Genomic DNA, 26,707 nt, shown 5'->3' on the forward strand with positions numbered 1-26,707 from the left:
CCTCGGCGATTCGTCGCAAAAGGATCATGTAGCCCAAGACATCCCTAGTGGAACAGATACGAATCATTGGCGAAAAAGCCGTGATCGACCGAATCGTGCACCCGTTCCGCTCTGGGGCTGGCGCCCGCGGCTCCATAAGCGAAAAAGATCGGCATCAGATGCTCGTCGGTCGGGTGGTTGTCGGCCGGAAATGGGGCTTGCCTCTTCCAATCGAGCAGCGCCTGCGTGTCGTTGGCAGCGAGCTTTTGTGCGAACCATTGCGTAAACGCCCTCACCTTGCCCGGGAGTTCGGGATCGACCGCCATCCCCTGACGCATCGTCGAGAAGAAGGCGCGCAGATTGTGGGTGATGTGGCCGGAACCGACCAGCAGCACCCCCTCCTCGCGGAGCGGCGAGAGAGCATTTCCCACGGCATAGTGCCAGGCAGCGTCGCGATTGGGGTCAATCGAGACTTGCACGATAGGTATGTCGGCGTCCGGAAAAGCCAGCTTCATAGGCGTCCAGGTGCCGTGGTCGTAGCCGCGCTTTCCGATCCGTGCCGGCGAAAGCCCCGCATCCTCCAGAAGCGAGAGCACCCTTTCAGCCAGCGCGGGTGCTCCGGGTGCGGGATAGACCATTTCATAGAGTTCCGCCGGAAAGCCCCTGAAATCGTAAATCATTTCCGGCTTTGGGTCGGTGACGACAGTAACCCCATGCGTCTCGAAATGAGCCGACATGACCATGATCGCCTTGGGTCGCGGGACGAGGTTCGAAACCGTCTCGAGATAGTGCCGCGCAGGCGTGTCCTTGATGACGATGTCCGGACCGCCGTGTGAAACGAACAAGGTGGGCATGGTGGCCATAAGCGTTCTCCTTGCCCATCAATATACGTTGGAACGCCCTTTCCCGGCAGCCAGCCGACCCGCGACGAACCGTTCAGAAAACAGCGACGGTGCCGCCTTGTTCAGCTGTCGGCCACCGCCACCGTCGGTGTCGACCTGGGAAACTGCGGCAAGCCATCGTCGATGCTGTAGTAGTCGCCCTTGTCGGACACGAAGATATGGCTGCCGCCGGCCAGGCCGGAGGGCATGTCGAAGGCGCCGGCCATCACGGAAATCGTATCGAGCCCGTCGTGCTTCCAGAACAAGGCCGATCCACAGACGCGGCAAAAGCCACGCCGCGCCACGTCCGAACTCCGGTACCAGGTGATCGAGTCCGTCCCCTCAAGCTCCAATTCCGCTTCGCTCACATTCGTGGCCGCATAGAAATGTCCGCTCTGCTTGCGGCATTGCGAACAATGGCAATAGATCACCTCCCGCAGCGCAGCTGACGTCTTGAAACGCACCGCGCCGCAACCACACGATCCCACCTTGAGTTCGCTCATCCAATTCTCCCGAGTGTACTCCTAACTGAGCAGGTGGACACAAAGATGGGCCGAAAGCTTTCGCTTTTGCGTCGTTCTACATTCTGTTTGCGAGTTCCTTGGGCAGAAAAAGTATTGACGATTTTCGATAAAGAAAAACCCAATCGTCGATGAAATTAAGAGAATTTTATTCGAATGCTTGTAGCTTCACCGTGCACAGAGATCGCAGAATTGCGGAGGGGGCTCTCTTGTGTACTCGCGGAAATCCACGCCCCTGATCGATTCTGATCGTCAGGACCCCTGACATTGGAGAGGAGCCGTCTTCGGCTCCAATGCGGAAGTGGAGCAAGCATGCAGCCAGTCGTCGCCTCGGGCGAACCTAGCAACGATCTAGCGACTGATGTCCTCACGACAATGCGCCAGATGCACGTGACGGCGCTGCCACGCAATTACGAGATTTTCTATGAAGCACTTTCCGGGTCCAACCCCAGACTGAGCCTCGAGTTGATCGAACTCGGCAGCTACCCCACCCAGGATCGGCTCGACCAGCTCGGTCGCAAGTACTTCGCGCAGAACCACGATCAGAGCATCGTTGAACAGGCACGCGAGATCGTCGCCCAGGAGCTCGAAGATATCGCCCGCATCCTTCGCCGGGAGCAAAGCCATATCGAAAAGTACGGACAGATTCTCGACCAGACATCGAGCGGGCTCCGCAACCGCGAACTCGTCAGCAAGGAACTGCTGGAAAAGATCGCCGGCGCGATGTCCGTAGCCACGAATTCCACGATCGACCATGGCAAGGAGATCGCAAACACGCTCAGCGAAAAATCTGCCGAGCTGGAGAGCGTGAAGTCCAAGCTCGAAGAATACAAGCGGCTCGCTGACACCGACCCCCTCACCCACATCTGGAATCGCCGCGCCTTCGACAAGGAGATCGCAGCGATCTACAACGGCAATAAGGGCATTCTGTTCAAGGCGCTCATTCTTGCTGACATCGACCGCTTCAAGGAGGTCAATGATCGGCACGGCCATCCGGTCGGCGACAAGATTCTGAAAATCATCGCCGATATTTTGCAGAGCAGTGCCAGCAAGGGGATGTTCGTAGCCAGGACCGGCGGCGAGGAGTTCGCCCTGGTCGTCGGCGGCGCAAGCGAACAGACCACGTTCGAGATCGCCGATCGCCTCCGACTCCTGATTGAGCAGACGCCGTTTTGCGGCGGACAGCCGAGCGTCGACTACGGACCGATCACGCTATCCATGGGCATCTGCATGGCCTCGGAAGCCGAGTGCGCGGACGACCTCTATTCGAAAGCCGACCGTGCGCTCTATCGCTCGAAGGTCGATGGCCGAAATCGCGTCACCAGATATTCGGAACTTGCCGGACGAGCAGGCAAGAACTGGATGCTGTACCGCAAGGAGTGACCCGACTGCGCCTGCCGCATGCAGGCCAAGGCGCAGCATCGTCTGGAAAGCACCATGAACAAAAAGGGCGCCTCAAAGGCGCCCTTCTTCAAGTTCATCACGACCGTCGGCCGTTCAGCCGTTGACGGCCTTTTTCTCACCGCGGCCGGTGCCCTTCTTGAGCAGTTCCGAAACCAGGAAAGCCAGCTCGATCGCCTGGTCGGCGTTGAGACGCGGGTCGCAATGGGTGTGATAGCGGTCCTGCAGTTCCTCGTCGCGGATGGCGCGTGCGCCGCCCGTGCACTCGGTCACGTTCTTGCCGGTCATTTCGACATGGATGCCGCCTGCATGCGTGCCTTCCGCCGCGTGGACATCGAAGAAGGCCTGCACTTCGCGCAGGATGCGGTCGAACGGACGCGTCTTGTAGCCGGCCGCGGTAACCGTGTTGCCGTGCATCGGATCGCAGGACCAGACGACCTTGCGGCCTTCCTTCTGCACCGCACGTACCAGCTTGGGCAGGTGCTCGCCCACCTTGTCGGCACCGAAGCGCGCGATGAGCGTGAGACGGCCCGGCTCGTTCTCCGGGTTCAGCAGATCGATCAGTTCCAGCAGGCCATCCGGGGTCAGCGACGGACCGCACTTCAGGCCGAGCGGGTTCTTGATGCCGCGGCAGTATTCGATATGCGCATGGTCGGGCTGACGCGTACGGTCGCCAATCCAGATCATATGGCCGGAGGTGGCGTACCAGTCGCCCGAAGTGGAGTCGACGCGGGTCAGCGCCTCTTCGTAGCCGAGCAGCAGCGCCTCGTGGCTGGTGTAGAAATCGGTCTCGCGCAGCGCGAAATTATTTTCCGAAGTGATGCCGACCGCGCTCATGAAATTCATGGTTTCGGTGATGCGGTTGGCAAGCGCCTCGTAGCGCTCGCCCTGCGGGCTATCGGAGACGAAGCCGAGCATCCAGCGGTGGACGTTCTCCAAGCTGGCATAGCCGCCCTGGGCGAAAGCGCGCAGCAGGTTGAGCGTGGCAGCCGACTGGCGGTAGGCCATCTCCTGGCGCGCCGGATCCGGCACGCGCGACTTCTCGTCGAAGTCGATGCCGTTGATGATGTCGCCGCGATAGCTCGGAAGCGTCACGCCGTCGCGGGTCTCGTTGTCGGAGGAGCGCGGCTTGGCGAACTGGCCGGCGATGCGACCGACCTTCACCACGGGCTGCGCGCCGGCAAAGGTCAGCACGACCGACATCTGCAGGAAGACGCGGAAGAAGTCGCGGATATTGTCGGCGCCGTGCTCGGCGAAGCTTTCTGCGCAGTCGCCGCCCTGGAGCAGGAACGCCTCGCCATTTGCGACAGCGGCGAGTTGCTTCTTCAGCTTGCGCGCTTCACCTGCAAAAACGAGCGGCGGAAAGGTGGCAAGACGGGCCTCGGTATCAAACAGCGCAGCCTGATCCGGATAGGCGGGAACCTGCTGGATCGGCTTGTTACGCCAGGACTTTGGAGACCAATTCGTCATCGTTGCACCCAATACTATATTCGCGGCAGAAAACCGCCCGGAAAAACTCCCGCATTTCGGGAACAGGCCCCTATAGCGGAAGCTCAATTTCTATTCTACCCCGGAATTGGACCGAAGCGAACGGGGTTGCGCGCCTACTCGACCCGAAGGCCGTTCTTGATCAGATAGGTAGGCTTGTACATCGTGACCAGCTCTTCCGCCGCAGTCGGATGCACTGCCATTGTGCGATCGAAGTCGTCCTTGGTCAGCCCCGCCTTCAGCGGAATGCCGAGCAGCTGTGCCATTTCGCCGGCGTCAGGGCCCAGCACATGCGCGCCGAGCACCCGTCGGGTATCGGCGTCGACGACCAGCTTCATCAGCATCTTCTCCTGCCGCCCAGAGAGCGTATGGCGCATCGGGCGGAAGGTTGCTCGGTAGACTTCGAGATATGCAAAACGCTTGGACGCCTCGTCTTCCGACAGGCCCACGGTACCGATTTCCGGCTGCGAGAACACCGCCGTCGCTATGCAATCATGATCCGGCTTGGTCGGATTGTTCTTGAACGCCGTCTCGATGAAGCACATCGCCTCGTGGATGGCCACGGGCGTCAACTGGACGCGGTTGGTGACATCGCCGATCGCCCAGATGTTGTCGATGTTCGTGCGCGAATAGTCATCGACGATGATCTCGCCCATCTTGCCCATCTCGACGCCGACCTTCTCCAGGCCGAGATTTTCGGTATTCGGGATGCGACCGATGGCGAGCATCATCTGATCGGCCGTCAGCACCTCGCCACCGGTGACATGCGTATCCAAGCGCCCGTCGGCGCGCTTCTCGACCTTTTCGAAGACCGTGTGCAGCATGATCCGGATGCCCTTCTTCTCCATGGTCTCATGCAGCATGTGCCGCAAATCCATGTCGAAGCGGCTCAGAATCTCCTTGCCGCGGTAGATCAAGGTCGTCTCGACGCCGAGGCCGTGGAAAATGTTGGCGAACTCGACCGCGATATAGCCGCCGCCCGCAATCACGATGGATTTCGGCAGTTCCGGCAGGTCGAAGGCCTGGTCGGAGAAAATGCAATATTCATGCCCCGGCAGTGCCGTGTGCGGGTTCGGCCGCCCGCCGGTGGCGATCATGATCTGGTCAGCGGTTACCGTGCGGTTCTCGCCCTCGAGCCGGATCGTGTGCCTGTCGACCAGCGTTGCCCGGGTGTGGAAAATCTCGCCGCCATTGCCGGCGACACCCTTCTGGTAGAGACCTTCCAGTCGCGAAATCTCGCGCTCCTTGTTTTCGACCAGCTTGCGCCAGTCGAAGCTTGCTTCCGGCACAGTCCAGCCATAGCCGGCCGCATCCTCGAACTGCTCGGGAAACTGCGAGGCGTAGACATAGAGCTTCTTGGGCACGCAGCCGCGGATCACGCAGGTGCCGCCGAACCGGAATTCCTCGGCGATCGCCACCCGCTTGCCCAGCGAAGCGGCCACACGCGCTGCACGCACACCACCGGAGCCGCCACCGATGACGAAAAGATCGTAGTCGTATGCAGTCATGATTCCATCTCCGTTGGCGGGCAGGCCACAGTTAGGAGGCAAATCGCCAAAAGAAAAGCCCGGCAGTGCCGGGCTGTTCGACGCAGATCACGCAGGCTCGGCGTGCTCAGTTCGCGCTCGGGGCGTCGCCGTCCGTGGCAGTTTCCGGCGCCGGCGGCGGAACCAGTCCCTTGGCCTTGATCAGTTCCTCGAGCGTGGTCGCCGCCTGCTCCGCAAGGTCGCGCGCAACGCCGCGCTGCCAGATGTCGGCCGCCTTGCCAACCTCGCGCGTCACGATCACGCCGTCCTGCAGCAGCTTCTTGCCGGCGGCGGAGTTGTAGAACGCGGCGATCGCGTTGAGATCCTCGACGGAGAACACCCGCGCATAGGCGAGCGCTGATTCCTTTTCCAGGTCCGCGCGGCGTCCGGCCAGTTTCAGCGTCGTGTCGTCGACGGTCTGGGTGATGACATCCTGAAGGTCCGGGTTCTTCTGGATCATCTCGGCCTTCAGCACCGCCGCCGCCTGCGGCAGGATACCGTCGTACATGTCGGTGGCCCTGATTGCGGCAACCGCCTCGCGCGCGGCCTTCAGATGCGCGTCGGAGATATCCTGCGCGAATGCCGGGGCTGCGACTGCAAGAACGGCCGATGCCGCCACCACGGCGGAGAAACGGCGAACGCGGTTGACCAGAATCATGATGGGATAAAACTCCTTTTTATCGGGTCGCGTGGACCGTTCTGACACCGTCGGCGCCGGCAATGACGGCAGCTTGCGCCAAACCAAGGAACAGACCGTGTTCGACAACCCCCGGAACGGCGAAAAGACCATTGGATAGCGCTCTTGGATCTGGAATACGGCCAAAAGATGCATCGAGAATGAAATGTCCACCGTCTGTAACAAACGGCGCGCCGTTCGTCATCCGCAATGTCAGCGGGCCGGCAAGGCCAAGTTCTTCGGCGACGGCGGCGATTGCCAGCTCGGTCGCCTTGAGGCCGAACTTGTTGACCTCGATCGGCAGCGGAAACCTGCCAAGCGTCTCCACCATCTTGGAATCGTCGGCGATCACGATCATCCGCTTGGAGGCCGCCGCGACGATCTTCTCGCGCAGAAGCGCCCCGCCACCGCCTTTGATCAATGTAAGCTGCGGGTCGATCTCGTCGGCGCCATCGATGGTCAGGTCGAGTTCCGGCGTCTCGTCAAGCGTCGACAGCGGCACGCCAAGCTCGCGGCACAGTGCGGCCGTCCGCTCCGACGTAGGCACGCCGATGATCTTCATTCCGGCGGCGACCTTCTCGGCCAGCAGACGCACGAACTCCTCGGCCGTCGATCCAGTGCCGATTCCCAGCCGCGCGCCGTCCTCGACATGGCCGAGCGCCACGCGGGCGGCCTCGATCTTCAAAGCTCTTGCATCCATCGCAATCGTCGCCCCAGCCTGTCTCGCTTCGTCGGGCGCTCCTATCATTTTTGCGCCTTGCGGCAAAGGTTTTCTGCCTCGCAGGCCCAATGACCTTTGCTTGCGCTGCGGAAGCGCGCGGGCTATCGCCTTCAGTCGCCATATTTAAACGGAAGCGAGGACACGCCATGAGCCGCCCGATCATCGTATTCGACCTGGATGGAACCTTGATCGACACGGCACCGGACCTGCTCGACAGCCTGAACCACAGCCTCGCGGCCGGCGGCGTTTCGCACACTGACGCGACAGGTTTTCGCAGCTTCGTCGGTCATGGCGGCCGGGTCATGATCGAGCGGGCCTATGCGGCGCGGCAAAAGTCCCTGCCCGTCGAGGAGCACGACCGTCTCTACACGCTCTTCCTAGACCACTACGGTGAGAACATGCCCGGCCGCTCCCGCCCCTATCCGGGCGTGATCGCCGCGCTCGACCGCTTCGCCGCCGCCGGTTTCCTTCTGGCGGTCTGCACCAACAAGACCGAATATTTTGCGCACCGACTGCTCGATGCGCTCGACATCAGCCGCCGTTTCGCCGCCATAACCGGCCCGGACACCTTCGCTTTCCGCAAGCCGGACCCGCGCCATCTCACGGAAACCATCGCACAGGCCGGCGGCGATCCCGACAGGGCCGTGATGGTGGGCGATTCGCAAACCGACATCGACACCGCCAAGGCCGCCGGAATCCCGGTCGTGGCCGTCGATTTCGGCTATACCGACCGGCATGTGCGCGAATTCGAGCCCTCGCGCGTCATTTCCCATTATGACGAATTGACGGTTTCCCTAGCCGAAGGCCTCATAGCTGCAACAAGAGCGTAATCAGTGGCTTGACTTCGGGCGTGCTCGTCTCCTATATCGCGGCACGCTTCGCCTTCGGGCAAAGAGCGGGCGATTAGCTCAGCGGGAGAGCACACCCTTCACACGGGTGGGGTCATTGGTTCAATCCCAATATCGCCCACCATCCCCCTTTGGTTTTCCTCGCGCCAAGTTCTCATTTCGGACAGAAGACCGACAAAAGTCTTCGACTGCTGAAGCACCGATGAAGAGTTACGTCGCAATTTCCGACGGCGCTCAAGACGTTTTTAGACTATCTCGCCTGCAGGGCACCAGGGCGTGCCATTAGGCCGCCTATAAAATGCTAACCCAAACATCCACAGGCCGATTGCTGGTTGCCAGCAGGCAAGCTATTGTCGTTCACCCTCAGTATTTCGATGATATACTGGAGCGCTTTGGAGCAGGCGGAGTTGGGTGAAGATCGTAACGACGTCCCCGATCATTGGGTCCTAATCAGCGTCATAGTCATCTGCATGCTTGCCGCAGCAGCGGTCACTCTCGTGGCACCGAAACTGCGTGCCTGGTCGCCCAACGATGGGCGGACCATTCATCATCACGACGCCCCGCAGCCGCATCAGAAATCGACGCGCCTCCCGCATCATGTCAATGTGAGCTAGGCCGCCTATTTCGGCGCGTCAGGCATCCCAGGCCCTAGTCAGCGTCTCCAAAGGCATTGGCTCCGGCCGGACTTTGGAGGCCGGCCGGGGGCGCCAATTCACATGCTCGGCGTACGCTGGGCCTCGACCTTGTCGAGCGCCAGCTTCAGATGCGAATCGCGATCGTAGACGTCATTGAAATACTCGACCTTCCCGTCCAACTCAGGCCAGGCTGTGAAATAGGCGACGTAGACAGGGATCTTGCGCGTCACCTTCTCGCTCGAATGCCCCTGCTTCAGCTTCTTGGCAACATGCTCGACGTTGGTTCCAAGCACCGCCGCCGCCATGCCGCGCGGATCGTTGAGGCGTATGCAGCCATGGCTGAACGCGCGCGAATCGCGGCTGAACAGGCTCTTCTGCGGCGTGTCGTGCATGTAGATCGCATGCTTGTTGGGGAAGAGGATCTTCAATTCGCCCAGTGCATTGGCTTCGCTCGGTGACTGGCGGACGTTGAACGGAACCTTCCCGCCGTACTGCCCCCAGTCGATCGCCGCGGACGGAATCCGGTTCCCCTTGGCATCGGTGACCTCGTAGCCGGAGCGGTCGAGATAGCCTGGGTCGCTTCGCAGGCGCGGAAGCATCTCATTGACGATGATCGATTGCGGGACACCCCAATAGGGGTTGTAATCGACCTGTTCGATCTCGTCGTAGAAGAAGCTCGTCTGGTTCGTGGGCCGGCCGATGATGACGCGCATCTTCAGCTTTTCCTCGTTCCCGTCGATATAGCTCGCAGTGAAGGCCGGCTGGTTGACGAAGACACGCGGACTGCCGAGATCGGAGGGCAGCCACCGCATCTGTTCGAGCGCCAGCACCACCTTCTCCAGGCGGTCGGTCTTCGGCGTCCCGGCAAGCTTGGCTACGGTGTGGGGCCCAACGACGCCGTCCGGCGTCAAGCCGATCTTCTTCTGCACAGCCTTGAAGACCGGTACGAGTTCTTCGTCATAGACCTCGCTGTCGCTGTAGCGCTTCAGCACTTCGCCGTTTTCCCCGTCGAGCAACTCGGCATGGTCGCGCTCGATCAGCCGCAGAAGATTCGGCAGCTCGACGCTGGTCTGGCCCGGCTTCAGCACAAGCTTGGGATCGACGACGATCGCGTTCTCGGCGCTGTCCTTCAGGGTCTCAAGCTCGGCACGCAGGGCCTGGAATTCGGGGTTCTGGGGGTGGCGCGATTGGAGGTAGGCTCGCGCGTCGCCTGTCTGGCCCAGAATTCTAAGTGCCCCGACCATGTTGAGGGGCTTCGCCGGGAAATCGTGATAGCCGGAGATCCGGTTCGGATCGACCCGGCCGTTTTGCGCGTCACGGATATAGCGTAGCACGCGGGCCGAGAGCGTCATCTCGAAACGCATCAGCTCGCGTTCACGTGCAGGCCTGTCGTCCAGCGATAGGGCCATAGGCGGCAGGCTGACGGCATAGTCCCCGGCGTCCAGCCCGTAGCCGTCGGCCTCGCCCAACACGCGCATCGCTTCCTTCGCCCGGGCGTTCACATCGGCACCGGAAACCCAGATAAAATCCGGATTGGAGGCGTAGTAGTCGGCCAGCGCCTTGGCGACGTCCTTTTCCGCGTAGAGATCGAAGCCGTCCAAACCCGCGATCCCTTCACGGAAACCGGCTCCGCCGAGCGAAGGGTCCAACGAGGCCGACTGCACGCCGGCAAGAAGGGAGCTGAAATCCACCCGCACGAGCGGATCGGCCTTGTAATTGTAATAGGTCGGCCCGGTAATCTTCTCGATCGGCTTTTCGACGGGATTCTCGATCATGCCTTCGACCGGTCTCTGCCCGGACCGGCGCATCGGGCGCCCGCCCCTTTCATAGCCCGGAGGCGGAGGAAATTCCTCCAGCATCATACGCTGGGGGCGAGCGCCGCCAAACAGCACGTCGAACAAGCTCTGTGCCGCAGCCTGCTCTGCCGGGGCCGCCAGCGCCAGTGCAAGGGTCGCGGGAAGAAGAGCAGTCCGTTTTGAGAATAAGGTCATCGATCACCCGTTCCAGTCGGAAATCCGGTCCGGTCCCCTGATTTAACGCAGCAGAAGGAAACCGGTTCGCTTGTGGCCGATCTAAGACGCCACCGTGTCGATTCACACCGATTTGGTTAATAGGCGGTGAATTTCGAGGCCACTGTTGCCGGCTGGCTTCACATCACCGTGAGTGGCGATACCGAGCTGCGGCACTCTGCCGATCTCGATGGCGGCGAGACGATCGGCGTGCAATGAATACGCCGGATCAGGGCAACGACGGCGGCGGAGGCAATTATGAAAAAGGGTTACAAGGACTTGCTCGACGAAGCCAATGCCGAGATCGAAGTCGTCTCGCCTGAACAGGCTGCCCCTCTTCTCGACGATCCGGGCACCGTCTTCGTCGATCTGCGCGATCCGCGCGAGCTGGAGCGAGAAGGCCAGATTCCGGGCGCGGAGCATTGCCCGCGCGGCATGCTCGAATTCTGGATCGATCCGGACAGCCCCTACCACAAGCCGGTCTTTTCGTCCGGCAGGAGCTTCATCTTCTTTTGCGCCGGCGGCTGGCGGTCCGCGCTCGCCACCAAGACGGCCCAGGACATGGGGCTGAAGCCGGTCAGACATATCCTCGGCGGTTTCACGGCATGGAAGCAGGCCGGGCTGCCTGTCGTCATGTCCAAAAAGAAGGGCTGAACGCGCGCCTCAATGCAACGGCGCCGGCTCCTGCACCCTTGCGACAAAGCCGACCACCTGCTGAACGACACCTGGATCGGACAGGATGCGCCGATGGCCGAGACCATCGGCCCAGACCAGGCGCACATGATCGCCGGCAGCGTCCAATTTGCGAGCATCCTCGGCCGAAACCTCGGCATCGTCCGGCGCGTGCACGACCAGCGTCGGCGTCCGCAGCCGGGTGAGCTGCTGGGCGCCGGTGAAATGCGCTAGCCCATGGCCCGACAAGCGCCTGATGCGATCGTCAATCGCCGTGGCTGAGCGCCTGCCGAGGTTCACCTGCCGCCGAAAGCTCTCGAACCACTCCGAAAGCGCGTTCGGCGCCGCGATCATGACCAGCCGCTGCGTTTCAAGGGGCGCGATGCCATCCACCGCGCCAGCCACGGCGTTGGCCGCAATTGCACCGCCGAAGGAATGGCCGATGACCGCCTCGAAGGGACCGAACCACTCGCCGGCGGCCCGGACAGCCGCCACAGCGCTCACCAGGTTCAGTCGCCGCCCGGACGAGGCGCCATGTCCAGGCAGGTCGAGCGAAATGACCCGGAAGCCGGCTGCACGGCAACCTTCGATCAGGGCGCGCATATATTCGGTACGCGAACGCCAACCGTGGACCACCAGTACTGTACCGGCCGCCGGACGCCCTCCCTCTGGGCGAAATTCATGAACCGCCACGCAGTTCGCGCCCGCTTTCAGCCGGTGGTGCCGAGCTTCGGCCATCAGGTCGGCGGCACGCTCTACCGCCTTGCGCTCGCCTTCGCTCAGCGCCTTCGGGTTCGGCGTTCGGCAGAACAGTTCGAAACCGACCCGCCCCCCGAGCCGCGGCGCAACGAGCTCCGCCGCGCCAAAAATGCCCCGGATGACCTTCAACGTAATTGGTGCCATATTAGCGGTCCGAACAACGGTTCAATCATGAACACAATAGTTCAAACATGAACAATAAACAAGAGCTCCCCTGGGACAACCCGCGCTTCCGCAACTGGGTGGCGGTGGCGCGCGCCTGCCATTCGGTGGAGCGCTCCCTGGCCGCCGCGCTGGCGCCGCTGGACCTGAAGCCCGCACAGCTCGACGTCCTGATGAACCTCTATCGCCACCCCGGCATGTCGCAGCACGATCTTGCCCGCAAGCTGCTGGTGGGCCGTTCCAACATCACCATGCTCCTGCCGCAGTTGGAGAACCGGGACCTGCTGCGCCGCGAAGGTGATGGCAAGGACAAGCGCATCCTGCGGCTGTCGCTGACGCCCACGGGCGAAGCGCTGCTGATGGAAGCGCTGAAGGTCCATATGGCACTGATCGAGAAGGCGATGGCACAGTCCACCCCCGCCGAGTGCGACCTGATCGGCGACCACATGCGCCGCGTAGCCGAAGCGCTCAAGCCGGAATAGCCGGCCTCACCACATGCTTGCCTTGGCACGCTCGGGCCATTCGCGGTCATAGGCGTCACCATCGACACGCGCCTTGCTGGTGACAGCCAGGATCTGCCCCGGCGTCGGCAGCGTCTTGGGGTCGACATGCCTTTCCGGGTTCCACAACTCGGAGCGGTGTATCGCTCGCGCGCACTGGAAATAGACCGCCTCGACCGCAACCACCGTCACAGAGCGCGCCGGCTTGCCCTCGACGGTGAAGGACGCGCAGAGCTCGGCATCGGTCGTGATGTGCGCGCGGCCGTTGACCCGCAGAGTGGTGCCGGAGCCGGGCACGAGGAACAGGAGCCCTACCCGCCCGTCGCGGATTATGTTCTTCAGCGAATCGGCGCGGTTGTTGCCGCGCCGGTCGGGCATCATCAGGGTGCGCTCATCATGGATACGCACGAAGCCGGCGAGATCGCCGCGCGGCGAGCAATCCAGCCCTTCCGGGCCGCTGGTGGCGAGCGCCACGAAGGGCGAGGCTTCGATGAAGGCAGCGTATTCGGGAATGATGCGGTCGAGTTCCTTGACCAGCGACGTCTCGCCGGGGATGCCATAGAGGGCTTCAAGCTCCTCGACGGTGGCGATGATGGACATGTCCCGAACCTCCGCTTTTTCTCCCCGCGCCTATTTCATTTCCATGACACCCCGGTGACGCCGGCCCGTCAACCGCGCGACAGGCCCTTGGCCTCCAGCTCGGCCAGATAGGCGTTCCAACGCTCATCCTTCTCGTGGCCGAGCGTGTGCAAATAATCCCAGGTGAAGATGCCGGTGTCGTGCGTGTCGTCAAAGGTGATGCGCACCGCATAGTTGCCGATCGGCTCGATCTTCAGGATCGCCACGTTGCGCTTGCCGGGCACTGTCACGCGCTGCTCGGGCGAATGACCCTGGACCTCGGCCGAGGGCGACAGCACTCTCAGCAGTTCCGCCGACAGCTCGAACGGCGCATGATTGGGGAACGTGACCGTCAGCGTCCTGCGATCCTTCGATACCCTGAGTTCCTTCGGCGCAGTCATCGTCCCACCCTCTTGAATGCCTGTCCCTTCCCTACGCGCCTTCAGGCGATCCGCAAAGCGGCAAATCGGCCTTCCACCAAAGCTGCATTGCAGCCATAGGCTTGGGAATGTTAGGGGCGAGCGTTATAGCCTATCTTGAATGACGACGCCGACTATACGACATTCAATTCGTCGGCCCGGCATTCGTTGGAGGAAACGCAGGCGCATGAACATGATCGATCCCTTCGGCCGCACGATCACCTATCTGCGCGTCTCGGTCACTGATCGCTGCGATTTCCGCTGCACCTATTGCATGGCCGAGGACATGACCTTCCTGCCCAAGAAGGACCTCCTAACCTTGGAGGAACTCGACCGGCTGTGCACCGTCTTCATCGAGAAGGGCGTCAGGAAGCTGCGCCTCACCGGCGGCGAGCCCCTGGTGCGCAAGAACATCATGCATCTGGTGCGCCAGCTTTCGCGCCATCTCGACAGCGGCGCGCTCGACGAGATCACGCTGACCACCAACGGCTCGCAGCTGGCCCGCTTCGCCTCCGAGCTCGCCGATTGCGGCGTGAAGCGCATCAACGTCTCGCTCGACACTCTCGACGCGCAAAAATTCCACGCCGTCACCCGTTGGGGTCATATCGACAAGGTTCTCGCGGGCATCGATGCCGCCCAGGCCGCCGGGCTGAAGGTCAAGATCAACGCCGTGGCGCTGAAAGGCTTCAACGACGCCGAGTTGCCTGACATGCTGCGCTGGGCGCATGGCAGGGGCATGGACCTGACCGTTATCGAGACCATGCCGATGGGCGAGATCGACGAGGATCGTACCGACCAGTATCTGCCGCTGTCGCTGCTGCGGGCCGACCTCGAGCGCCAGTTCACCCTCACCGACATCCCCTACAAGACCGGCGGTCCGGCCCGCTATGTCGAGGTCGCCGAAACCGGCGGCCGGCTGGGCTTCATCACGCCGATGACGCACAATTTCTGCGAAAGCTGCAACCGGGTGAGGCTGACCTGTACCGGCACGCTCTATATGTGCCTGGGCCAGGAGGACGCCGCCGACCTGCGCGCGCCGCTGCGCGCCTCGGAAGGCAACGAGCTCGTCTCCAACGCCATCGACGAGGCCATCGGCCGCAAGCCGAAGGGCCACGACTTCGTCATCGACCGCCGCACCAAGCGGCCCGCCGTCTCGCGCCACATGAGCGTGACGGGCGGATAAGTTTCATCCTCGCCACGCCCGGTTTCTCACCGTCTGGCCATTTCAAAGAACGCTCCCTTTCGAGAGGACGGGAAGACGGGCGGTCGTCGGACGCGCTCATCTAAGTTTTGTCTGCGGCCCTTCGACCGCCCGTTCGATGCTCTTGTCCGCTCCGGCCCTCCGTTAGGGCTCCGGGCGTTCGGTGCATCCGGTTCATGACCCGTGTTCCCGTGAGGCCGATGTCGAGGATTATGCGGGAAGCGGGGGAGCGTGGGGATAAACGAGCCGACGATTTTCTTTCGGGGGTTTGCTTTCAATGAGTTGGCGCGAAGCGGCCGCCGAATTCATCCACGCAGAATGATGCGACAGGCTCTTTCTGCACCGCAGCGGCAGTTTTGGCCAACCGGCATGGGTCCCCGGAACCTCCGCACTTCGCTTTCGCTCGTGCTCCGGCCCGAGGATGACGGCGGTGGGGCGGCCGGTACCAATCGCCAGCGCCGCGGAACCCGGAACGTCCGCACGTCGCTGCGCTCGTGCCTCGGACCGAGGATGACGAGGTGGGGGCCAATCGCCGGCGGTGAGGGCTTAGCGGGCACCTTGATCTCAACTTGTTCAAGGTTGCTGAAGATGCCTTTGAAGGGATGCCGCAGCCTTTCATCCCGTCGTCCTCGGGCCGGAGCACGAGCGCACCGAAATGCGGAGGTTCCGGGGACCCATGCCTCGGACTCGCAGCCGGCAGTCCGGGGCAGGTTCGGCGTCAGCAAACTGTCCCGAGGAAGTCGGCACAGCTTTGATCCGCGGCTTTTTTTCAAGTGTCCTCCCGGCGGAGGGAGAGCAGCGAGTTGCGCGAATCGACCCCCGGGACCTTCGCACGCCGCTACCGCTCATGCTTCGGCCCGAGGATGACGAGGTGGGGCAAAAAAGACTTCACCCCGCGACGCCTGCCTGCTCCCTCCCCAGCCGCGCCACGACCTCCTCATAAGCCGCCTGAAGCGTCTCGCGCACCGACGGCCCGGCCGGACCTTGCGCTGGCGCGCCGAGCTGCTCGACCCGCAGCTCGGCCATGAATTTTTCCCACATTTGCGGTCCGCCCTCCTCCAGCAGGCGCGCGCGGATGCTAAGCTCCTCGCTGACCGGCAGCCATTTGCGCCCCCAGGCGGCCAGATGCGCCATGATGGGCAGCAGCTCGATGGCCTTCTCGGTGAGGCTGTAGATCGCCTTCTGCTTGTGCGACGGGTCGTCGACCTTGGTGATCATGCCCTCCTCCACCAGCATCTTCAGCCGGTCGGCCAGGATGTTGGACGAAATGCCCTCCTCCGAGCGCAGCAGCAGCGCGCGAAAATGCCGCCGGCCGCCGAAGATCATGTCACGCAGGATCAGCAGGCTCCATTTGTCGCCGAACACTTCCAGCGACAGATTGATCGGGCATCCCGAGCGATGAATGTCGTTCATCAAAAGTCTCCGAAAAACCGATTGCATTATTGCACCGGCGATCATAGTCTGCAACCAGTTTCAAAGTGCAATCATACGCCGCATCCGCAACAAGCGATGGAACAAAGCGAGCTTGCATGTCTCTCACTCTTCATCTCCACCCCCTATCATCCTACTGCCACAAGACCCTGATCGCGTTCTATGAGAACGACGTTCCGTTCACGGCAAATATCGTCGACCTCGGCAACGAGGCGTCGCGAACAGCATTCAGGAAGCTGTGGTCGCTCGGCAAGATGCCAGTGCTGCGCGACGACGCCAGGGGCCGGACCGTGCCGGAATCGACCATCATCATCGAATATCTGGCGCGCCATTATCCCGGCCCGGTCGAGCTTTTGCCGACAGACCCCGAACTTGCGTTGCGGGTGCGCCTCGCCGACCGCTTTTACGACCAGTATGTGCACGAGCCGATGGGAAGGATCGTCGCCGACCGGTTGCGTCCGGCCGGCCAGCATGACCCCTTTGGCGTGGAGCAGATGCGCGCCGCGCTGAGGAAGGCGTATGACATAATCGAGGCCGACATGGCTTCGCGGACATGGGCGACGGGCGAGACCTACACGATGGCCGACTGCGCCGCCTCGCCGTCGCTGTTCTACGCCAACGAGGTGCTGCCCTTCGGCGACACGCACAAAAACGTCGCCGCCTATTTCTCGCGCCTCAAGCAGCGCCCCTCCTATGCCCGCGCGCTGAGGGAGGCGGAGCCCTATTTCCACATGTTACCGCGGCAGAACCTCGCCTGAGGTTGGAACGTCGACGCCTGTACCGGCAAAGCAGGGGGAGGCTGCCGGCCGTGCGGCAGGCTTTCCCTGGCCCAGTGCTTTGCCGTTGCTTTCCCGGCCCCGCTTAATGCATTGAGGGGCCAGCAAAAGAATCGGTAAAGCCTTGGCACTTTCGGAAAATCTGCGCGGCGCGTTGTTCATGATGGTGTCGATGGCCGGCTTCACCGTCAACGACGCCCTCGTCAAGCTCGCCTCCACGGAAATGAACCTGGGTCAGGTGATGCTGGTGCGCGGCGCCATAGCCACGGCCCTGATCGTCACACTAGCCTGGCGCCACGGCGCGCTGCGCTCCTTGCGCCTGGCATTTCACCCGATGGTGGCCCTGCGCGCGATGGGCGAACTCCTCGCCACGATCTTCTTCCTGATGGCGCTGCAGCACATGCCGATCGCCAATGTCTCGGCCGTGCTCCAAGCCCTGCCGCTGGCCGTGACCATGGGCGCCGCGCTGTTCTTCGGCGAAGGCGTGGGCTGGCGCCGCTGGGCGGCGATCGCGGTGGGCTTCACCGGCGTCCTCATCATCGTGCGTCCCGGCTTCGAGGGTTTCAACGCCTATGCGCTGCTGGCCCTGCTCAGCGTTTCGTTCTCGGCCATGCGCGACCTGATCACGAGGCACCTGCCGCAGCACGTGCCTTCGCTGCTGGTGTCGGTCGCCACCTCGACGGTGGTGACGCTGACCGGCGCGATCCTGCTGGTGCCGCTCGGCGGCTGGACGCCGATGACGGCCGAAGGTTTCGGGCTGCTCGGCGCGGCGGCCGTGCTGCTGCTGTTCGGCTATCACTTCGTGATCATGTCGATGCGCAGCGGCGAGATCTCCTTCATCGCGCCGTTCCGCTACACCTCGCTGATCTGGGCGATCGTGCTCGGTTATCTGCTGTTCGGCGACGTGCCGGACATGGCCATGATCACCGGCGCCGTGGTCATCGTCGGCTCCGGGCTCTACACGCTCTATCGCGAGCGCGTGGCCGGCAGGCGCGGCGCTCCGCAAGGCGCCGAGCCGGCGCTGGCGTCGGACGGCATGTAAGCATGGCAAGCAAATTTCTGAGCAGGGCAACGGCGCCGCATATCCTGACGCTGGTGACGGCGGCGGCGGCCAGCTCGCTGTGCATGAACATCTTCGTGCCTTCGCTGCCGGGCATGGCGCGGCATTTCGAGGCCGACTACGCCGTGGTGCAGCTGGTGGTGTCGCTCTACCTGGCGGCGACCGCGGTGCTGCAGGTCTTCATCGGGCCCGCCTCCGACCGCTTCGGCCGCCGGCCGGTGATGCTCGCCTGCTTTGCGATCTTCATCGCCGGCACCGTCGCCGCACTCTATGCTCCGACGATAGAATTCCTGCTCGGCTGCCGGCTGCTGCAGGCATTTTCGGCCGCCGGCGCGGTGCTTGCCCGTGCCGTGGTCCGCGACACGGTCGAGGCGGCGCAGGCGGCCAGCAAGATCGGCTACATCACCATGGGCATGAGCCTGGCGCCGATGATCGGGCCGATCGTCGGCGGCTTCCTCGAGGAGCTATATGGCTGGCAGTCGACCTTCCTGCTGATGCTCGCCGTGGGCGTGTTCGCCTTCGCCATCGTCTGGCTCGACCTCGGTGAGACCAACCGGGGGCGCTCGCCCAACCTGCTTGCGCAGTTCCGCGCCTATCCGGAGCTGCTCGGCTCGCAGCGCTTCTGGGGCTATACGCTGACAGCCGTCTTCACCTCGGGAGGCTTCTACGCCTTCCTCGGCGGCGGCCCCTATATCGCTTCCGAGATGCTGCACCTGACGGCGTCGCAATACGGCGTCTATTTCGCCATCGTGTCGGTCGGCTACATGCTCGGCAATTTCCTGTCGGGGCGTTTCTCGCCCATGGTCGGCATCAACCGGATGATGCTCTCCGGCAATGTCGTGATTATCGGCGGCATGGTGCTGTCGATCCTGCTGTTCCTGCTCGGCTACAACCACCCGCTATCGCTGTTCGGGCCGACGCTGTTCATCGGCATCGGCAACGGCGTCACGCTGCCGAACGCCAATGCCGGCATCGTCGGCGTCAGCGCCCATCTCGCCGGCTCGGCTTCCGGGCTCGGCGGCGCGCTGACGATTGGCGGCGGCGCGGCGCTGGCTGTGCTGTCCGGCGCGATGCTGTCGCCCGAAACCGGCCCCTACCCGTTGCTCTGGCTGATGCTGTTGTCGTCGGTGGCCGGCATGCTTTGCACCCTCTACGTGATGCGCGCGGCGCCGCGCGCCGCCGAGGCGTGGTGAGCGCAGGCAAGCAGCCAGAGGGAAATTTCGCCGCGCGCATTCGACGCCTCTGGACGGAAGGCGAAAAACCGCCCATCCCTTGGTAACGGAGCAGGCACGCGGCTTCGGACGCGGGGCCGAAGATCAGACAGGCATGACGACGTGACAAAGCGCGTATTCGGAATCACCGGCTGGAAGAACTCGGGCAAGACCACGCTGACCGAGAGGCTCGTGGCCACGCTGACCGCGCGCGGCTGGCGCGTCTCCACCGTCAAGCACGCGCACCACGCCTTCGACATCGACAAGGAAGGCACCGACAGTTTTCGCCACCGCCAGGCCGGCGCGGGCGAGGTCGCGATCGTCTCGGGCACACGCTGGGCGCTGATGCACGAGTTGCGCGACGAGGAAGAACCCAAGCTGGAAACCATCCTGGCCCGCCTGTCGCCCTGCGACCTCGTGCTGGTGGAAGGCTACAAGCGCGAGCACCACCTCAAGATCGAGGCGCGGCGCCGCGAAGCCAAGAACGGCGCGCCGCTGTCCGCCGACGATCCGCACATCGTCGCCATAGCGGCCGACCACCCGATAAGCGGCGAAACGATTCCCGTCTTCGACCTGGACGACATTCCAGCCATCGCCGATTTCATCGAAAAAACCACCGGCCTGGTCAAAAGCTGACCCAACGTCAGCTCCGAAAAACAAGAGCGCGTGATCCCAAAACATCCGCCAAGATGTGGATATGTTTGCGCTAAGTCGCGTTTCCGCCGCGGTTTTGCAGTTGCTTTTTTGCCGAAAAGAGTGGGAGTATCCGCGCCAGTGGAGTGCTAACCTGGTCTCCGACAACGCTGCGGCAAGCAGCGGAAGACAACAGAGAGGAACATTATGCGTATAGCAATGCGTATCGCCTTCGCGGCTTCGGCCATCGCACTCGCGATCGGCGCGGCCCGAGCGGAAGACAAGGTGCTCAAGATCGGCACCGAAGGCGCCTACCCGCCCTTCAACAACCTGACCGCCGACGGCAAGCTCGAAGGCTTCGACATCGACATCGCCCGCGCGCTGTGCGACGAGATGAAGGTGCAGTGCGAATTCGTGACCCAGGACTGGGACGGCATCATCCCTGCCCTGCAGGCCGGCAAGTTCGACGCCATCATCGCCTCCATGTCGATTACCGATGAGCGTAAGAAAAAGGTCGACTTCACCAACAAGTACTACAACACGCCGCCGGCCATCGTTGCGCCCAAGGACACCGACATCAAGGGCGTGACCAAGGAAGACCTCGCCGGCAAGACCATCGGCGTCCAGGGCTCGACCATCCATTTCAACTATTCGGAACAGACCTACACCGACAGCACCGTAAAGCCCTATCCGACGGCGCAGGAATACCAACTGGATCTCGCCAACGGCCGCCTCGACGCGGCGAACGACGACATCGTCGTCGTCCAGCAGTGGCTGGATTCGCCGGAAGGCGAGTGCTGCAAGCTGGTCGGCACGATCACGCCGGTGGAAGAGATCCACGGCTACGGCGCCGGTATCGCGGTGCGCAAGGGCGAGGACGGACTGCGCGAGAAGCTGAACGCAGCGATCACGGCGATCCGCGCCAACGGCAAGTACAAGGAAATCAATGACAAGTACTTCAAGTTCGACGTATATGGCGGCTGAACCCGCCAGGACATTGTCGCTCTGAATTCCGAACGGCGGGACAAAATCCCGCCGTTTGCGCAATTGAAGCTCAAACCAACAGAACTTTCGACGAAAGAAAGCACGCATGGAGAGCGCGTTCTGGACGCTTCTCAGCTGGGGGCCTGACGGCTGGAGCCGTAGCATCGCCTACGGTGTCTTCGTTACCGTGTCGCTGGCGCTGGCCACACTGCCCCTCGGGCTGCTGATCGGCTTCCTCGTGGCGCTGGCCAAGCAGTCGACGGAACCGTCGCTGCGGCTGGCCGGCAACATCTACACCACGATCTTTCGCGGCCTGCCCGAGCTGCTGACGCTGTTCCTCGTCTTCTACGGCGCCCAGTTCGGCATCCAGCAGGTGGTACAGCTGTTCAGCCCCGGCACTGCCGTCGAGATCAACAGCTTCGTCGCCGGCATGGTGGCACTGGGCGTGGTGTTTTCGTCCTATGCGAGCGAGGTGTTCCTCTCCGCTTTCCGCGGCATCCCCGTGGGCCAGTACGAGGGCGGTTACTCGATCGGCCTCAACAAAGGCCAGACCATGCGTCTGGTGATCCTACCGCAGCTGATTCGTATCGCGCTTCCGGGCCTTGCCAATCTCTGGCTGGCCCTGCTCAAGGACACCGCCCTTGTGTCGGTTATCGGCCTGTCGGACATTCTGCGCCAATCGCAGATCGCCGCGCGCGTCACCAAGGAGGCCTTCCTGTTCTTCGGCGTCGCCTGCCTCATCTATCTGGTGCTGGCCATCATCTCCTCCTTCGGCATCGGTGCTATCGAACGCGCCGTCGGCAAGAAGGAGATGAACCGATGAGCGCCACCGTGCAAGCCTCCGAAACCGTCCTCCGCCCGCCCCCGCCGGCGCGCGGCTGGCCGCGTGAGCGCGTGGTCGGAACGGCGCTGGTCGCGCTCTGGGCTCTGCTCGGCATCGGCCTGGCGCTCTACCTGTTCAACGCATGGAACCCGGCGCTGTTCGAGAAATACGCGCCGCTCTACCTGAAAGGCGTCGGCGTCACGTTGACGCTGGTGGCGCTGTCGATGGTGATCGGCTCGGTGCTGTCGTTGCCGATCGCCTACGCGCGAATGTCGAAGAACCGTGTCCTCAATGCGCTCTCCTACGGCTACGTCTATTTCTTCCGCGGCACGCCGCTCCTGGCGCAGACCTTCCTGATCTATTACGGCCTGGGCTCCTTCCGGCCGCAGCTGGAAGCGATAGGCCTTTGGAGCTTCTTCCGCGAGGCCTGGTACTGCGGCGTGCTCGCCTTCTCGCTCAACACCGCCGCCTATCAGGCCGAGATCCTGCGCGGCGCGATCGAGAGCGTGTCGAAGGGCCAGTGGGAAGCGGCAGCAGCGCTCGGCCTGTCGAAGTTCCAGACCATGCGCAAGGTCATCCTGCCGCAGGCACTGATCGTGGCGCTGCGCCCCTATGGCAACGAGGTCATCCTCATGATCAAGGGCTCGGCCATCGTGGCGATCATCACCGTCTACGACCTGATGGGCGAGACGCGCCGGGCCTATTCGCGCACCTTCGACTTCCAGACCTATCTGTGGGCGGCGCTGATCTACCTGTCGATGGTGGAGACCCTGCGCAACGGCGTGGAATGGATCGAACGGCGGATCACCCGGCATCTGAAACGCTAGCAGCGTAGCCTCTGCCGAAGGCAGCGAAACTTGCAGGTCGGGCAAAGTACCTCGACCTGCGAGAGCGCCAATCAGCGGCATCCATAAACCGCGAACGAAATTGGGGCATCGGCTGGGCGCCTGTGCCAACAGACGCTCCCTTGACGAATCCGCCCCATGCCATAGACCTGAAAACACGATAGAGCGGCGGTCATCCTGACGGATGCTCTTATTCCGCTCTATCTCATTTTTTTATACGCATTTGTGCGACGCCAAGCGATTCCGCTTGGCTACAAAATGCTCAAGACCTGACCTGACGAGAGGATCGAGAATGGCATCGGTGGCGTTTCTGGGACTTGGCGTGATGGGCTATCCGATGGCTGCCCATCTGAAAAACAGGGGCGGCCACGACGTCACCGTCTACAACCGCACCGCCGCCAAGGCGCAGAAATGGGTGGCGGAACACGGCGGCAGCCATGCGCCGACGCCGCGCGAGGCCGCCGAAGGCAAGGATTTCGTCTTCTGCTGCGTCGGCAATGACGAAGACCTGCGCAGCGTGACGACGGGGCCGGACGGCGCCTTCCAGTCGATGAAGAAGGGCGCCGTCTTCATCGACAACACCACGGCCTCGGCCGAGGTGGCGCGCGAACTGGCCGAAGCGGCGGAAAAGTGCGGCTTCTCCTTCCTCGACTCGCCGGTCTCGGGCGGCCAGGCGGGCGCGGAGAATGGCGTGCTGACCGTGATGGTGGGCGGCGAGCAGGCCGTGTTCGACAAGGCGCGGCCGGTGATCGATGCCTATGCGCGCATGGTGGGCCTGATGGGCCCGTCGGGCGCCGGGCAGCTCACCAAGATGATCAACCAGATCTGCATCGCCGGCCTGGTGCAGGGCCTGGCCGAAGGCATCAACTTCGGCAAGCGCGCCGGGCTCGACGTCGACAAGGTGGTCGAGGTGATCTCCAAGGGCGCTGCCGGGTCGTGGCAGATGGAAAACCGCCACAAGGCGATGCGCGACGGCAAATACGAGTTCGGCTTTGCCGTCGACTGGATGCGCAAGGACCTCAAGATCTGTCTCGAGGAGGCCGACCGCAACGGGGCGGCATTGCCCGTCACCGCGCTGATCGACCAGTTCTACAAGGATGTGCAGGGCATGGGCGGCGGCCGCTGGGATACGTGCTCGCTGATGGCGCGGCTCCAGAAGTAGCGTCAGCCCGCCTCTGTCATGCATGCCGGCGTGAAATACGGAGCATGACTATGACCAAGGTGACCTACCAGATCGTGGAACACGACGGCGGCTGGGCCTACAAGCTCGGCGACGTCTTTTCCGAGACGTTTCCCAGCCACGAGGCGGCGCTCAATGCCGCCCAGGCGGCGGCTTCCGAACAGCGGCTTGCGGGCAAGACCGAAGGCATCTCCTACCAGGACGCCGAGGGCGAATGGCACGAGGAGGTCGCCATGGGCAGCGACCGGCCGGAAGCCGAAGTGGAAAGCGAAGAAGAAGAGAGCGGCAAGTAGTGCCGCCCGGGGGGCGCGCGCAGCGCCCTTCGCCCGCTGGATGCACGCCGGAGAGCTTCAGCCCCTGCATCCCGGTTATCGGCCCGGAAGGCGCGTCGGTCAGCGCACCTGATCGAGCAGGCGCTTGCACTCGAGAAGATCGAACAGCGCTTCCTGCAGCAGAGCGCGGTTGTCGCGCGAGAGCTTGCCGCTGCCCGACTGCACCGGCCCCTCGTCATCGGCCTTGCCGAGGCCGAAAAAGCGCCGGCTGGGTTTTGCGCGCGGCTCGCCGACCAGCATCTCCTCGTCCAGGCGCGGCTGCGCGGCCGATGTCATCGGCGCGGCCTCGGCCTGCTTGCGCTGGGCGATGGCCTCCACCGCCGCCACGTCGCCATTGCCGACCGCGACCAGGAACTGGTTGCCGTTCTCGCGCAGCAGCTTCTGCACGCCCTTGATGGTGTAGCCCTGGTCGTAGAGCATGTGGCGGATGCCCTTGATCAGCTCGACATCCTGCGGGCGGTAGTAGCGGCGACCGCCACCACGCTTCATCGGCTTGATCTGGGTGAAGCGCGTTTCCCAGAAACGCAGCACGTGCTGCGGCAGATCGAGGTCTTCAGCGACTTCGCTGATGGTGCGGAAGGCGTCGGGACTCTTTTCCATGGCGCAACCCTCGTTCGCAAGCCGCTGATCGTTTCGCGACGCGGCTTCGCCTCAAAGGACCCGCCCCGCTCGCGGAACGGACCTATCCTGTTGTTCGGCCACGATCTTTTCAAAACCCGGCTTGCGGCTTCCGGATCGCGGTCGAACACGCGATCCACGGCAAACCAGCCCGGCAGGTCGAGATCGCGCCCGAAAACCGATTCGTACTTTATATCAGCGATTTGTGGGCCAACATTCAAGCCCGGCAGGAGTCGCCGGCACCCTTATCAACCACATGGGCGGTTTCGCGCAGGGCGGATGGCTATTTGTCGCCGGCCTTTTGCTTGCCGCTCTGGTGGGTGTGCAGAATGCGGCTCTTGAGCACGTTGGACGCCTTGAAGGTCATGACGCGGCGCGGCAGGATCGGCACTTCCTCGCCCGTCTTGGGATTGCGGCCGATGCGCTCGTTCTTGTCGCGGACGTGGAACGTGGCGAAGGACGATAGCTTGACCGTCTCGCCGCGCACGATCGCCTCACAGATCTCGTCGAGGACAGCCTCGACAAGCTGGGCGGATTCGGTGCGGGACAGGCCGACCTTCCGGTACACGGCTTCGGCTAGGTCGGCGCGTGTAAGTGTCTTTCCTGCCATGCGAGCAGCAACCATCCTCGGAACATCGGAAAAGGTGACAATTGCCGAGACGTTAGAAAATTGGCCCGACGAGGTCAAGGACCCAACTTTAGCTCTTTCCAATTGATTTTGAATCGTTTTCGCGGCTGCCTGTGCGGCCGGCCGCTGCGAAACCGGGCAGGAAGGAGTAGCCGGCCGCGCGCGCATGTCGCCGGCCGGCCGTGGCCAGAAACAATTACCAGCGCAGAAGCACAGCGCCCCAAGTGAAGCCGCCGCCCATCGCCTCGAGCAGGACCAGATCGCCCTTCTTGATACGACCATCGGCAACCGCGGCCGAAAGCGCCAGCGGCACGGAGGCGGCGGAGGTATTGCCATGGAGGTTGACGGTCACCACCGCCTTCTCCTCGGCAATGCCGAGCTTCTTTGCCGAGGCGTCGATGATGCGCTTGTTGGCCTGGTGCGGAACGAACCAGTCGATGTCGCCGGCGCCGACGCCGGTCTCGGCGAAGACCGCCTCGATGACGTCGGTGATCATGCCGACCGCATGCTTGAAGACCTCGCGGCCCTCCATGCGCAGATGCCCGACGGTGCCGGTGGTGGAGGGGCCGCCGTCGACAAAAAGCTTGTCCTTGTGCGCGCCGTCGGAGCGCAGGCTGGCCGCCAGGATGCCGCGATCGGCGATGGCGCCCTGCCCTTCGCCGGCCTCCAGCACCAGCGCGCCGGCGCCGTCGCCGAACAGCACACAGGTCGAGCGGTCGTTCCAGTCGAGGATACGCGAGAAGGTTTCCGAGCCGATCACCAGCACACGCTTGGCGAGCCCGCCGCGAATATAGAGATCGGCGGTGGTGATGGCATAGATGAAGCCCGAGCACACGGCCTGCATGTCGAAGGCAAAGCCGTGATGCATGCCGAGCCGGTTCTGAATCTCGACGGCCGTTGCCGGGAAAGTGTTGTTGGGCGTGGAGGTCGCGAGCACGATCATATCGATGTCGGCCGGCGTCAGTCCGGCATTGTCGAGAGCCGCGCGCGCCGCCGCTTCGCCGAGCGAGGCGGTGGTTTCGTCATCGGCCGCGATGTGACGCTGGCGAATGCCGGTGCGCTGGGCGATCCACTCGTCCGAGGTCTCGACCACGCCTTCGAAATCGGCATTCTTCATAATGCGGCGCGGCAACGCGGATCCGATGCCACGCACAATCGATCTGATCATTG

28 protein-coding genes and 1 tRNA gene are annotated in these 26,707 nt (G+C 63.0%); 15 read left to right on the top strand and 14 right to left on the bottom strand.

Features of this window, described 5'->3' with window-relative positions:
• Nucleotides 1-44: 44 nt before the first annotated feature.
• On the bottom strand, nt 45-842 hold the full coding sequence (locus ABLE85_RS05165) for a class III extradiol ring-cleavage dioxygenase (protein ID WP_348791635.1): 798 nt from the start codon (nt 840-842) through the stop codon (nt 45-47).
• 101 nt (nt 843-943) lie between these two features.
• Entirely contained in the window at nt 944-1,363 is a 420-nt protein-coding gene (locus ABLE85_RS05170; protein ID WP_348791636.1) for a GFA family protein, read from the bottom strand.
• Between the two features lie 330 nt (nt 1,364-1,693).
• On the opposite strand from ABLE85_RS05170, the gene ABLE85_RS05175 reads away from it, so the two are divergent.
• A complete protein-coding gene (locus ABLE85_RS05175; protein WP_348791637.1) occupies nt 1,694-2,764 on the top strand; it encodes a GGDEF domain-containing protein in 1,071 nt (356 codons plus the stop codon).
• Nucleotides 2,765-2,878: 114 nt separating this feature from the next.
• Here ABLE85_RS05175 and ABLE85_RS05180 read toward each other — a convergent pair whose 3' ends face one another.
• The 4 genes from ABLE85_RS05180 to rpiA all read right to left on the bottom strand — a co-directional run bounded on the left by ABLE85_RS05180 (nt 2,879) and on the right by rpiA (nt 7,172).
• Nucleotides 2,879-4,252, bottom strand: a complete 1,374-nt coding sequence (locus ABLE85_RS05180) for a 3-deoxy-7-phosphoheptulonate synthase class II (protein ID WP_348791638.1) — start codon at nt 4,250-4,252, stop codon at nt 2,879-2,881.
• 134 nt (nt 4,253-4,386) lie between these two features.
• Complete coding sequence (gor, locus tag ABLE85_RS05185) at nt 4,387-5,778, bottom strand: glutathione-disulfide reductase (RefSeq protein WP_348791639.1); 1,392 nt, start codon at nt 5,776-5,778, stop codon at nt 4,387-4,389.
• 106 nt (nt 5,779-5,884) lie between these two features.
• Nucleotides 5,885-6,454, bottom strand: a complete 570-nt coding sequence (locus ABLE85_RS05190) for a DUF2059 domain-containing protein (protein ID WP_348791640.1) — start codon at nt 6,452-6,454, stop codon at nt 5,885-5,887.
• A gap of 19 nt (nt 6,455-6,473) precedes the next feature.
• Nucleotides 6,474-7,172: a ribose-5-phosphate isomerase RpiA gene (gene rpiA / locus ABLE85_RS05195; protein ID WP_348791641.1), complete on the bottom strand. Its 699-nt coding sequence runs from the start codon at nt 7,170-7,172 to the stop codon at nt 6,474-6,476.
• A gap of 167 nt (nt 7,173-7,339) precedes the next feature.
• Between rpiA and ABLE85_RS05200 the strand changes: the two genes are divergently transcribed.
• Together ABLE85_RS05200 and ABLE85_RS05205 are read left to right on the top strand one after the other, a co-directional pair.
• A complete protein-coding gene (locus tag ABLE85_RS05200; RefSeq protein ID WP_348791642.1) occupies nt 7,340-8,023 on the top strand; it encodes an HAD family hydrolase in 684 nt (227 codons plus the stop codon).
• A gap of 67 nt (nt 8,024-8,090) precedes the next feature.
• Nucleotides 8,091-8,165, top strand: a tRNA-Val gene (locus ABLE85_RS05205).
• Nucleotides 8,166-8,753: 588 nt separating this feature from the next.
• Here the strand turns inward: ABLE85_RS05205 and ABLE85_RS05210 are convergent.
• Nucleotides 8,754-10,667 (bottom strand): murein L,D-transpeptidase, encoded by a 1,914-nt coding sequence (locus tag ABLE85_RS05210; RefSeq protein WP_348791643.1) that lies wholly within the window; start codon nt 10,665-10,667, stop codon nt 8,754-8,756.
• A 276-nt stretch (nt 10,668-10,943) separates the two neighbouring features.
• On the opposite strand from ABLE85_RS05210, the gene ABLE85_RS05215 reads away from it, so the two are divergent.
• Entirely contained in the window at nt 10,944-11,339 is a 396-nt protein-coding gene (locus tag ABLE85_RS05215) for a rhodanese-like domain-containing protein (protein ID WP_348791644.1), read from the top strand.
• A gap of 9 nt (nt 11,340-11,348) precedes the next feature.
• Here ABLE85_RS05215 and ABLE85_RS05220 read toward each other — a convergent pair whose 3' ends face one another.
• Nucleotides 11,349-12,260, bottom strand: a complete 912-nt coding sequence (locus tag ABLE85_RS05220) for an alpha/beta fold hydrolase (protein ID WP_348791645.1) — start codon at nt 12,258-12,260, stop codon at nt 11,349-11,351.
• A 47-nt stretch (nt 12,261-12,307) separates the two neighbouring features.
• Here ABLE85_RS05220 and ABLE85_RS05225 point away from each other — a divergent pair, with 47 nt between their 5' ends.
• A complete protein-coding gene (locus ABLE85_RS05225) occupies nt 12,308-12,760 on the top strand; it encodes a MarR family transcriptional regulator (protein ID WP_348791646.1) in 453 nt (150 codons plus the stop codon).
• A 6-nt stretch (nt 12,761-12,766) separates the two neighbouring features.
• On the opposite strand, the gene ABLE85_RS05230 is transcribed toward ABLE85_RS05225, so the two are convergent.
• Both ABLE85_RS05230 and ABLE85_RS05235 read right to left on the bottom strand, forming a co-directional pair.
• Nucleotides 12,767-13,378, bottom strand: coding sequence for a pyridoxamine 5'-phosphate oxidase family protein (locus ABLE85_RS05230; RefSeq protein ID WP_348791647.1), 612 nt, complete (start codon nt 13,376-13,378; stop codon nt 12,767-12,769).
• Between the two features lie 68 nt (nt 13,379-13,446).
• Nucleotides 13,447-13,797 (bottom strand): DUF971 domain-containing protein, encoded by a 351-nt coding sequence (locus ABLE85_RS05235; protein ID WP_348791648.1) that lies wholly within the window; start codon nt 13,795-13,797, stop codon nt 13,447-13,449.
• Between the two features lie 205 nt (nt 13,798-14,002).
• Between ABLE85_RS05235 and moaA the strand changes: the two genes are divergently transcribed.
• Nucleotides 14,003-14,998: a GTP 3',8-cyclase MoaA gene (gene moaA, locus ABLE85_RS05240; RefSeq protein ID WP_348791649.1), complete on the top strand. Its 996-nt coding sequence runs from the start codon at nt 14,003-14,005 to the stop codon at nt 14,996-14,998.
• A 906-nt stretch (nt 14,999-15,904) separates the two neighbouring features.
• Here moaA and ABLE85_RS05245 read toward each other — a convergent pair.
• Entirely contained in the window at nt 15,905-16,429 is a 525-nt protein-coding gene (locus ABLE85_RS05245) for a helix-turn-helix domain-containing protein (protein WP_348791650.1), read from the bottom strand.
• Between the two features lie 116 nt (nt 16,430-16,545).
• Here ABLE85_RS05245 and ABLE85_RS05250 point away from each other — a divergent pair, with 116 nt between their 5' ends.
• From ABLE85_RS05250 to ABLE85_RS05290, 9 genes are all read left to right on the top strand, one after another.
• Nucleotides 16,546-17,205 carry a glutathione S-transferase family protein gene (locus tag ABLE85_RS05250; RefSeq protein ID WP_348791651.1) on the top strand — a complete coding sequence of 220 codons (660 nt, stop codon included), beginning with the start codon at nt 16,546-16,548 and terminating at the stop codon, nt 17,203-17,205.
• Between the two features lie 142 nt (nt 17,206-17,347).
• A complete protein-coding gene (locus ABLE85_RS05255) occupies nt 17,348-18,265 on the top strand; it encodes a DMT family transporter (RefSeq protein WP_348791652.1) in 918 nt (305 codons plus the stop codon).
• A gap of 2 nt (nt 18,266-18,267) precedes the next feature.
• Nucleotides 18,268-19,476 (top strand): multidrug effflux MFS transporter, encoded by a 1,209-nt coding sequence (locus tag ABLE85_RS05260; RefSeq protein ID WP_348791653.1) that lies wholly within the window; start codon nt 18,268-18,270, stop codon nt 19,474-19,476.
• A gap of 141 nt (nt 19,477-19,617) precedes the next feature.
• Nucleotides 19,618-20,130 carry a molybdopterin-guanine dinucleotide biosynthesis protein B gene (mobB, locus tag ABLE85_RS05265; RefSeq protein ID WP_348791654.1) on the top strand — a complete coding sequence of 171 codons (513 nt, stop codon included), beginning with the start codon at nt 19,618-19,620 and terminating at the stop codon, nt 20,128-20,130.
• Nucleotides 20,131-20,334: 204 nt separating this feature from the next.
• On the top strand, nt 20,335-21,111 hold the full coding sequence (locus ABLE85_RS05270; protein WP_348791655.1) for an ABC transporter substrate-binding protein: 777 nt from the start codon (nt 20,335-20,337) through the stop codon (nt 21,109-21,111).
• A gap of 106 nt (nt 21,112-21,217) precedes the next feature.
• Nucleotides 21,218-21,934, top strand: a complete 717-nt coding sequence (locus ABLE85_RS05275; protein ID WP_348791656.1) for an ABC transporter permease — start codon at nt 21,218-21,220, stop codon at nt 21,932-21,934.
• Nucleotides 21,931-22,761: an ABC transporter permease gene (locus ABLE85_RS05280; protein WP_348791657.1), complete on the top strand. Its 831-nt coding sequence runs from the start codon at nt 21,931-21,933 to the stop codon at nt 22,759-22,761. The genes ABLE85_RS05275 and ABLE85_RS05280 overlap by 4 nt, the downstream gene beginning before the upstream one ends.
• Nucleotides 22,762-23,071: 310 nt before the next feature.
• Entirely contained in the window at nt 23,072-23,941 is an 870-nt protein-coding gene (locus ABLE85_RS05285; RefSeq protein WP_348791658.1) for an NAD(P)-dependent oxidoreductase, read from the top strand.
• 50 nt (nt 23,942-23,991) lie between these two features.
• Nucleotides 23,992-24,252 carry a DUF2188 domain-containing protein gene (locus ABLE85_RS05290; protein WP_348792110.1) on the top strand — a complete coding sequence of 87 codons (261 nt, stop codon included), beginning with the start codon at nt 23,992-23,994 and terminating at the stop codon, nt 24,250-24,252.
• Nucleotides 24,253-24,351: 99 nt separating this feature from the next.
• On the opposite strand, the gene ABLE85_RS05295 is transcribed toward ABLE85_RS05290, so the two are convergent.
• From ABLE85_RS05295 to ABLE85_RS05305, 3 genes are all read right to left on the bottom strand, one after another.
• Nucleotides 24,352-24,891 (bottom strand): MerR family transcriptional regulator, encoded by a 540-nt coding sequence (locus ABLE85_RS05295; RefSeq protein WP_348791659.1) that lies wholly within the window; start codon nt 24,889-24,891, stop codon nt 24,352-24,354.
• 301 nt (nt 24,892-25,192) lie between these two features.
• Entirely contained in the window at nt 25,193-25,519 is a 327-nt protein-coding gene (locus ABLE85_RS05300; protein ID WP_348791660.1) for an integration host factor subunit alpha, read from the bottom strand.
• Nucleotides 25,520-25,733: 214 nt separating this feature from the next.
• Nucleotides 25,734-26,705, bottom strand: a complete 972-nt coding sequence (locus ABLE85_RS05305; RefSeq protein WP_348791661.1) for a beta-ketoacyl-ACP synthase III — start codon at nt 26,703-26,705, stop codon at nt 25,734-25,736.
• Nucleotides 26,706-26,707: the final 2 nt, after the last annotated feature.

The organism is Mesorhizobium sp. KR1-2, assembly GCF_040045035.1.
Classification (GTDB): Bacteria; Pseudomonadota; Alphaproteobacteria; order Rhizobiales; family Rhizobiaceae; genus Pseudaminobacter.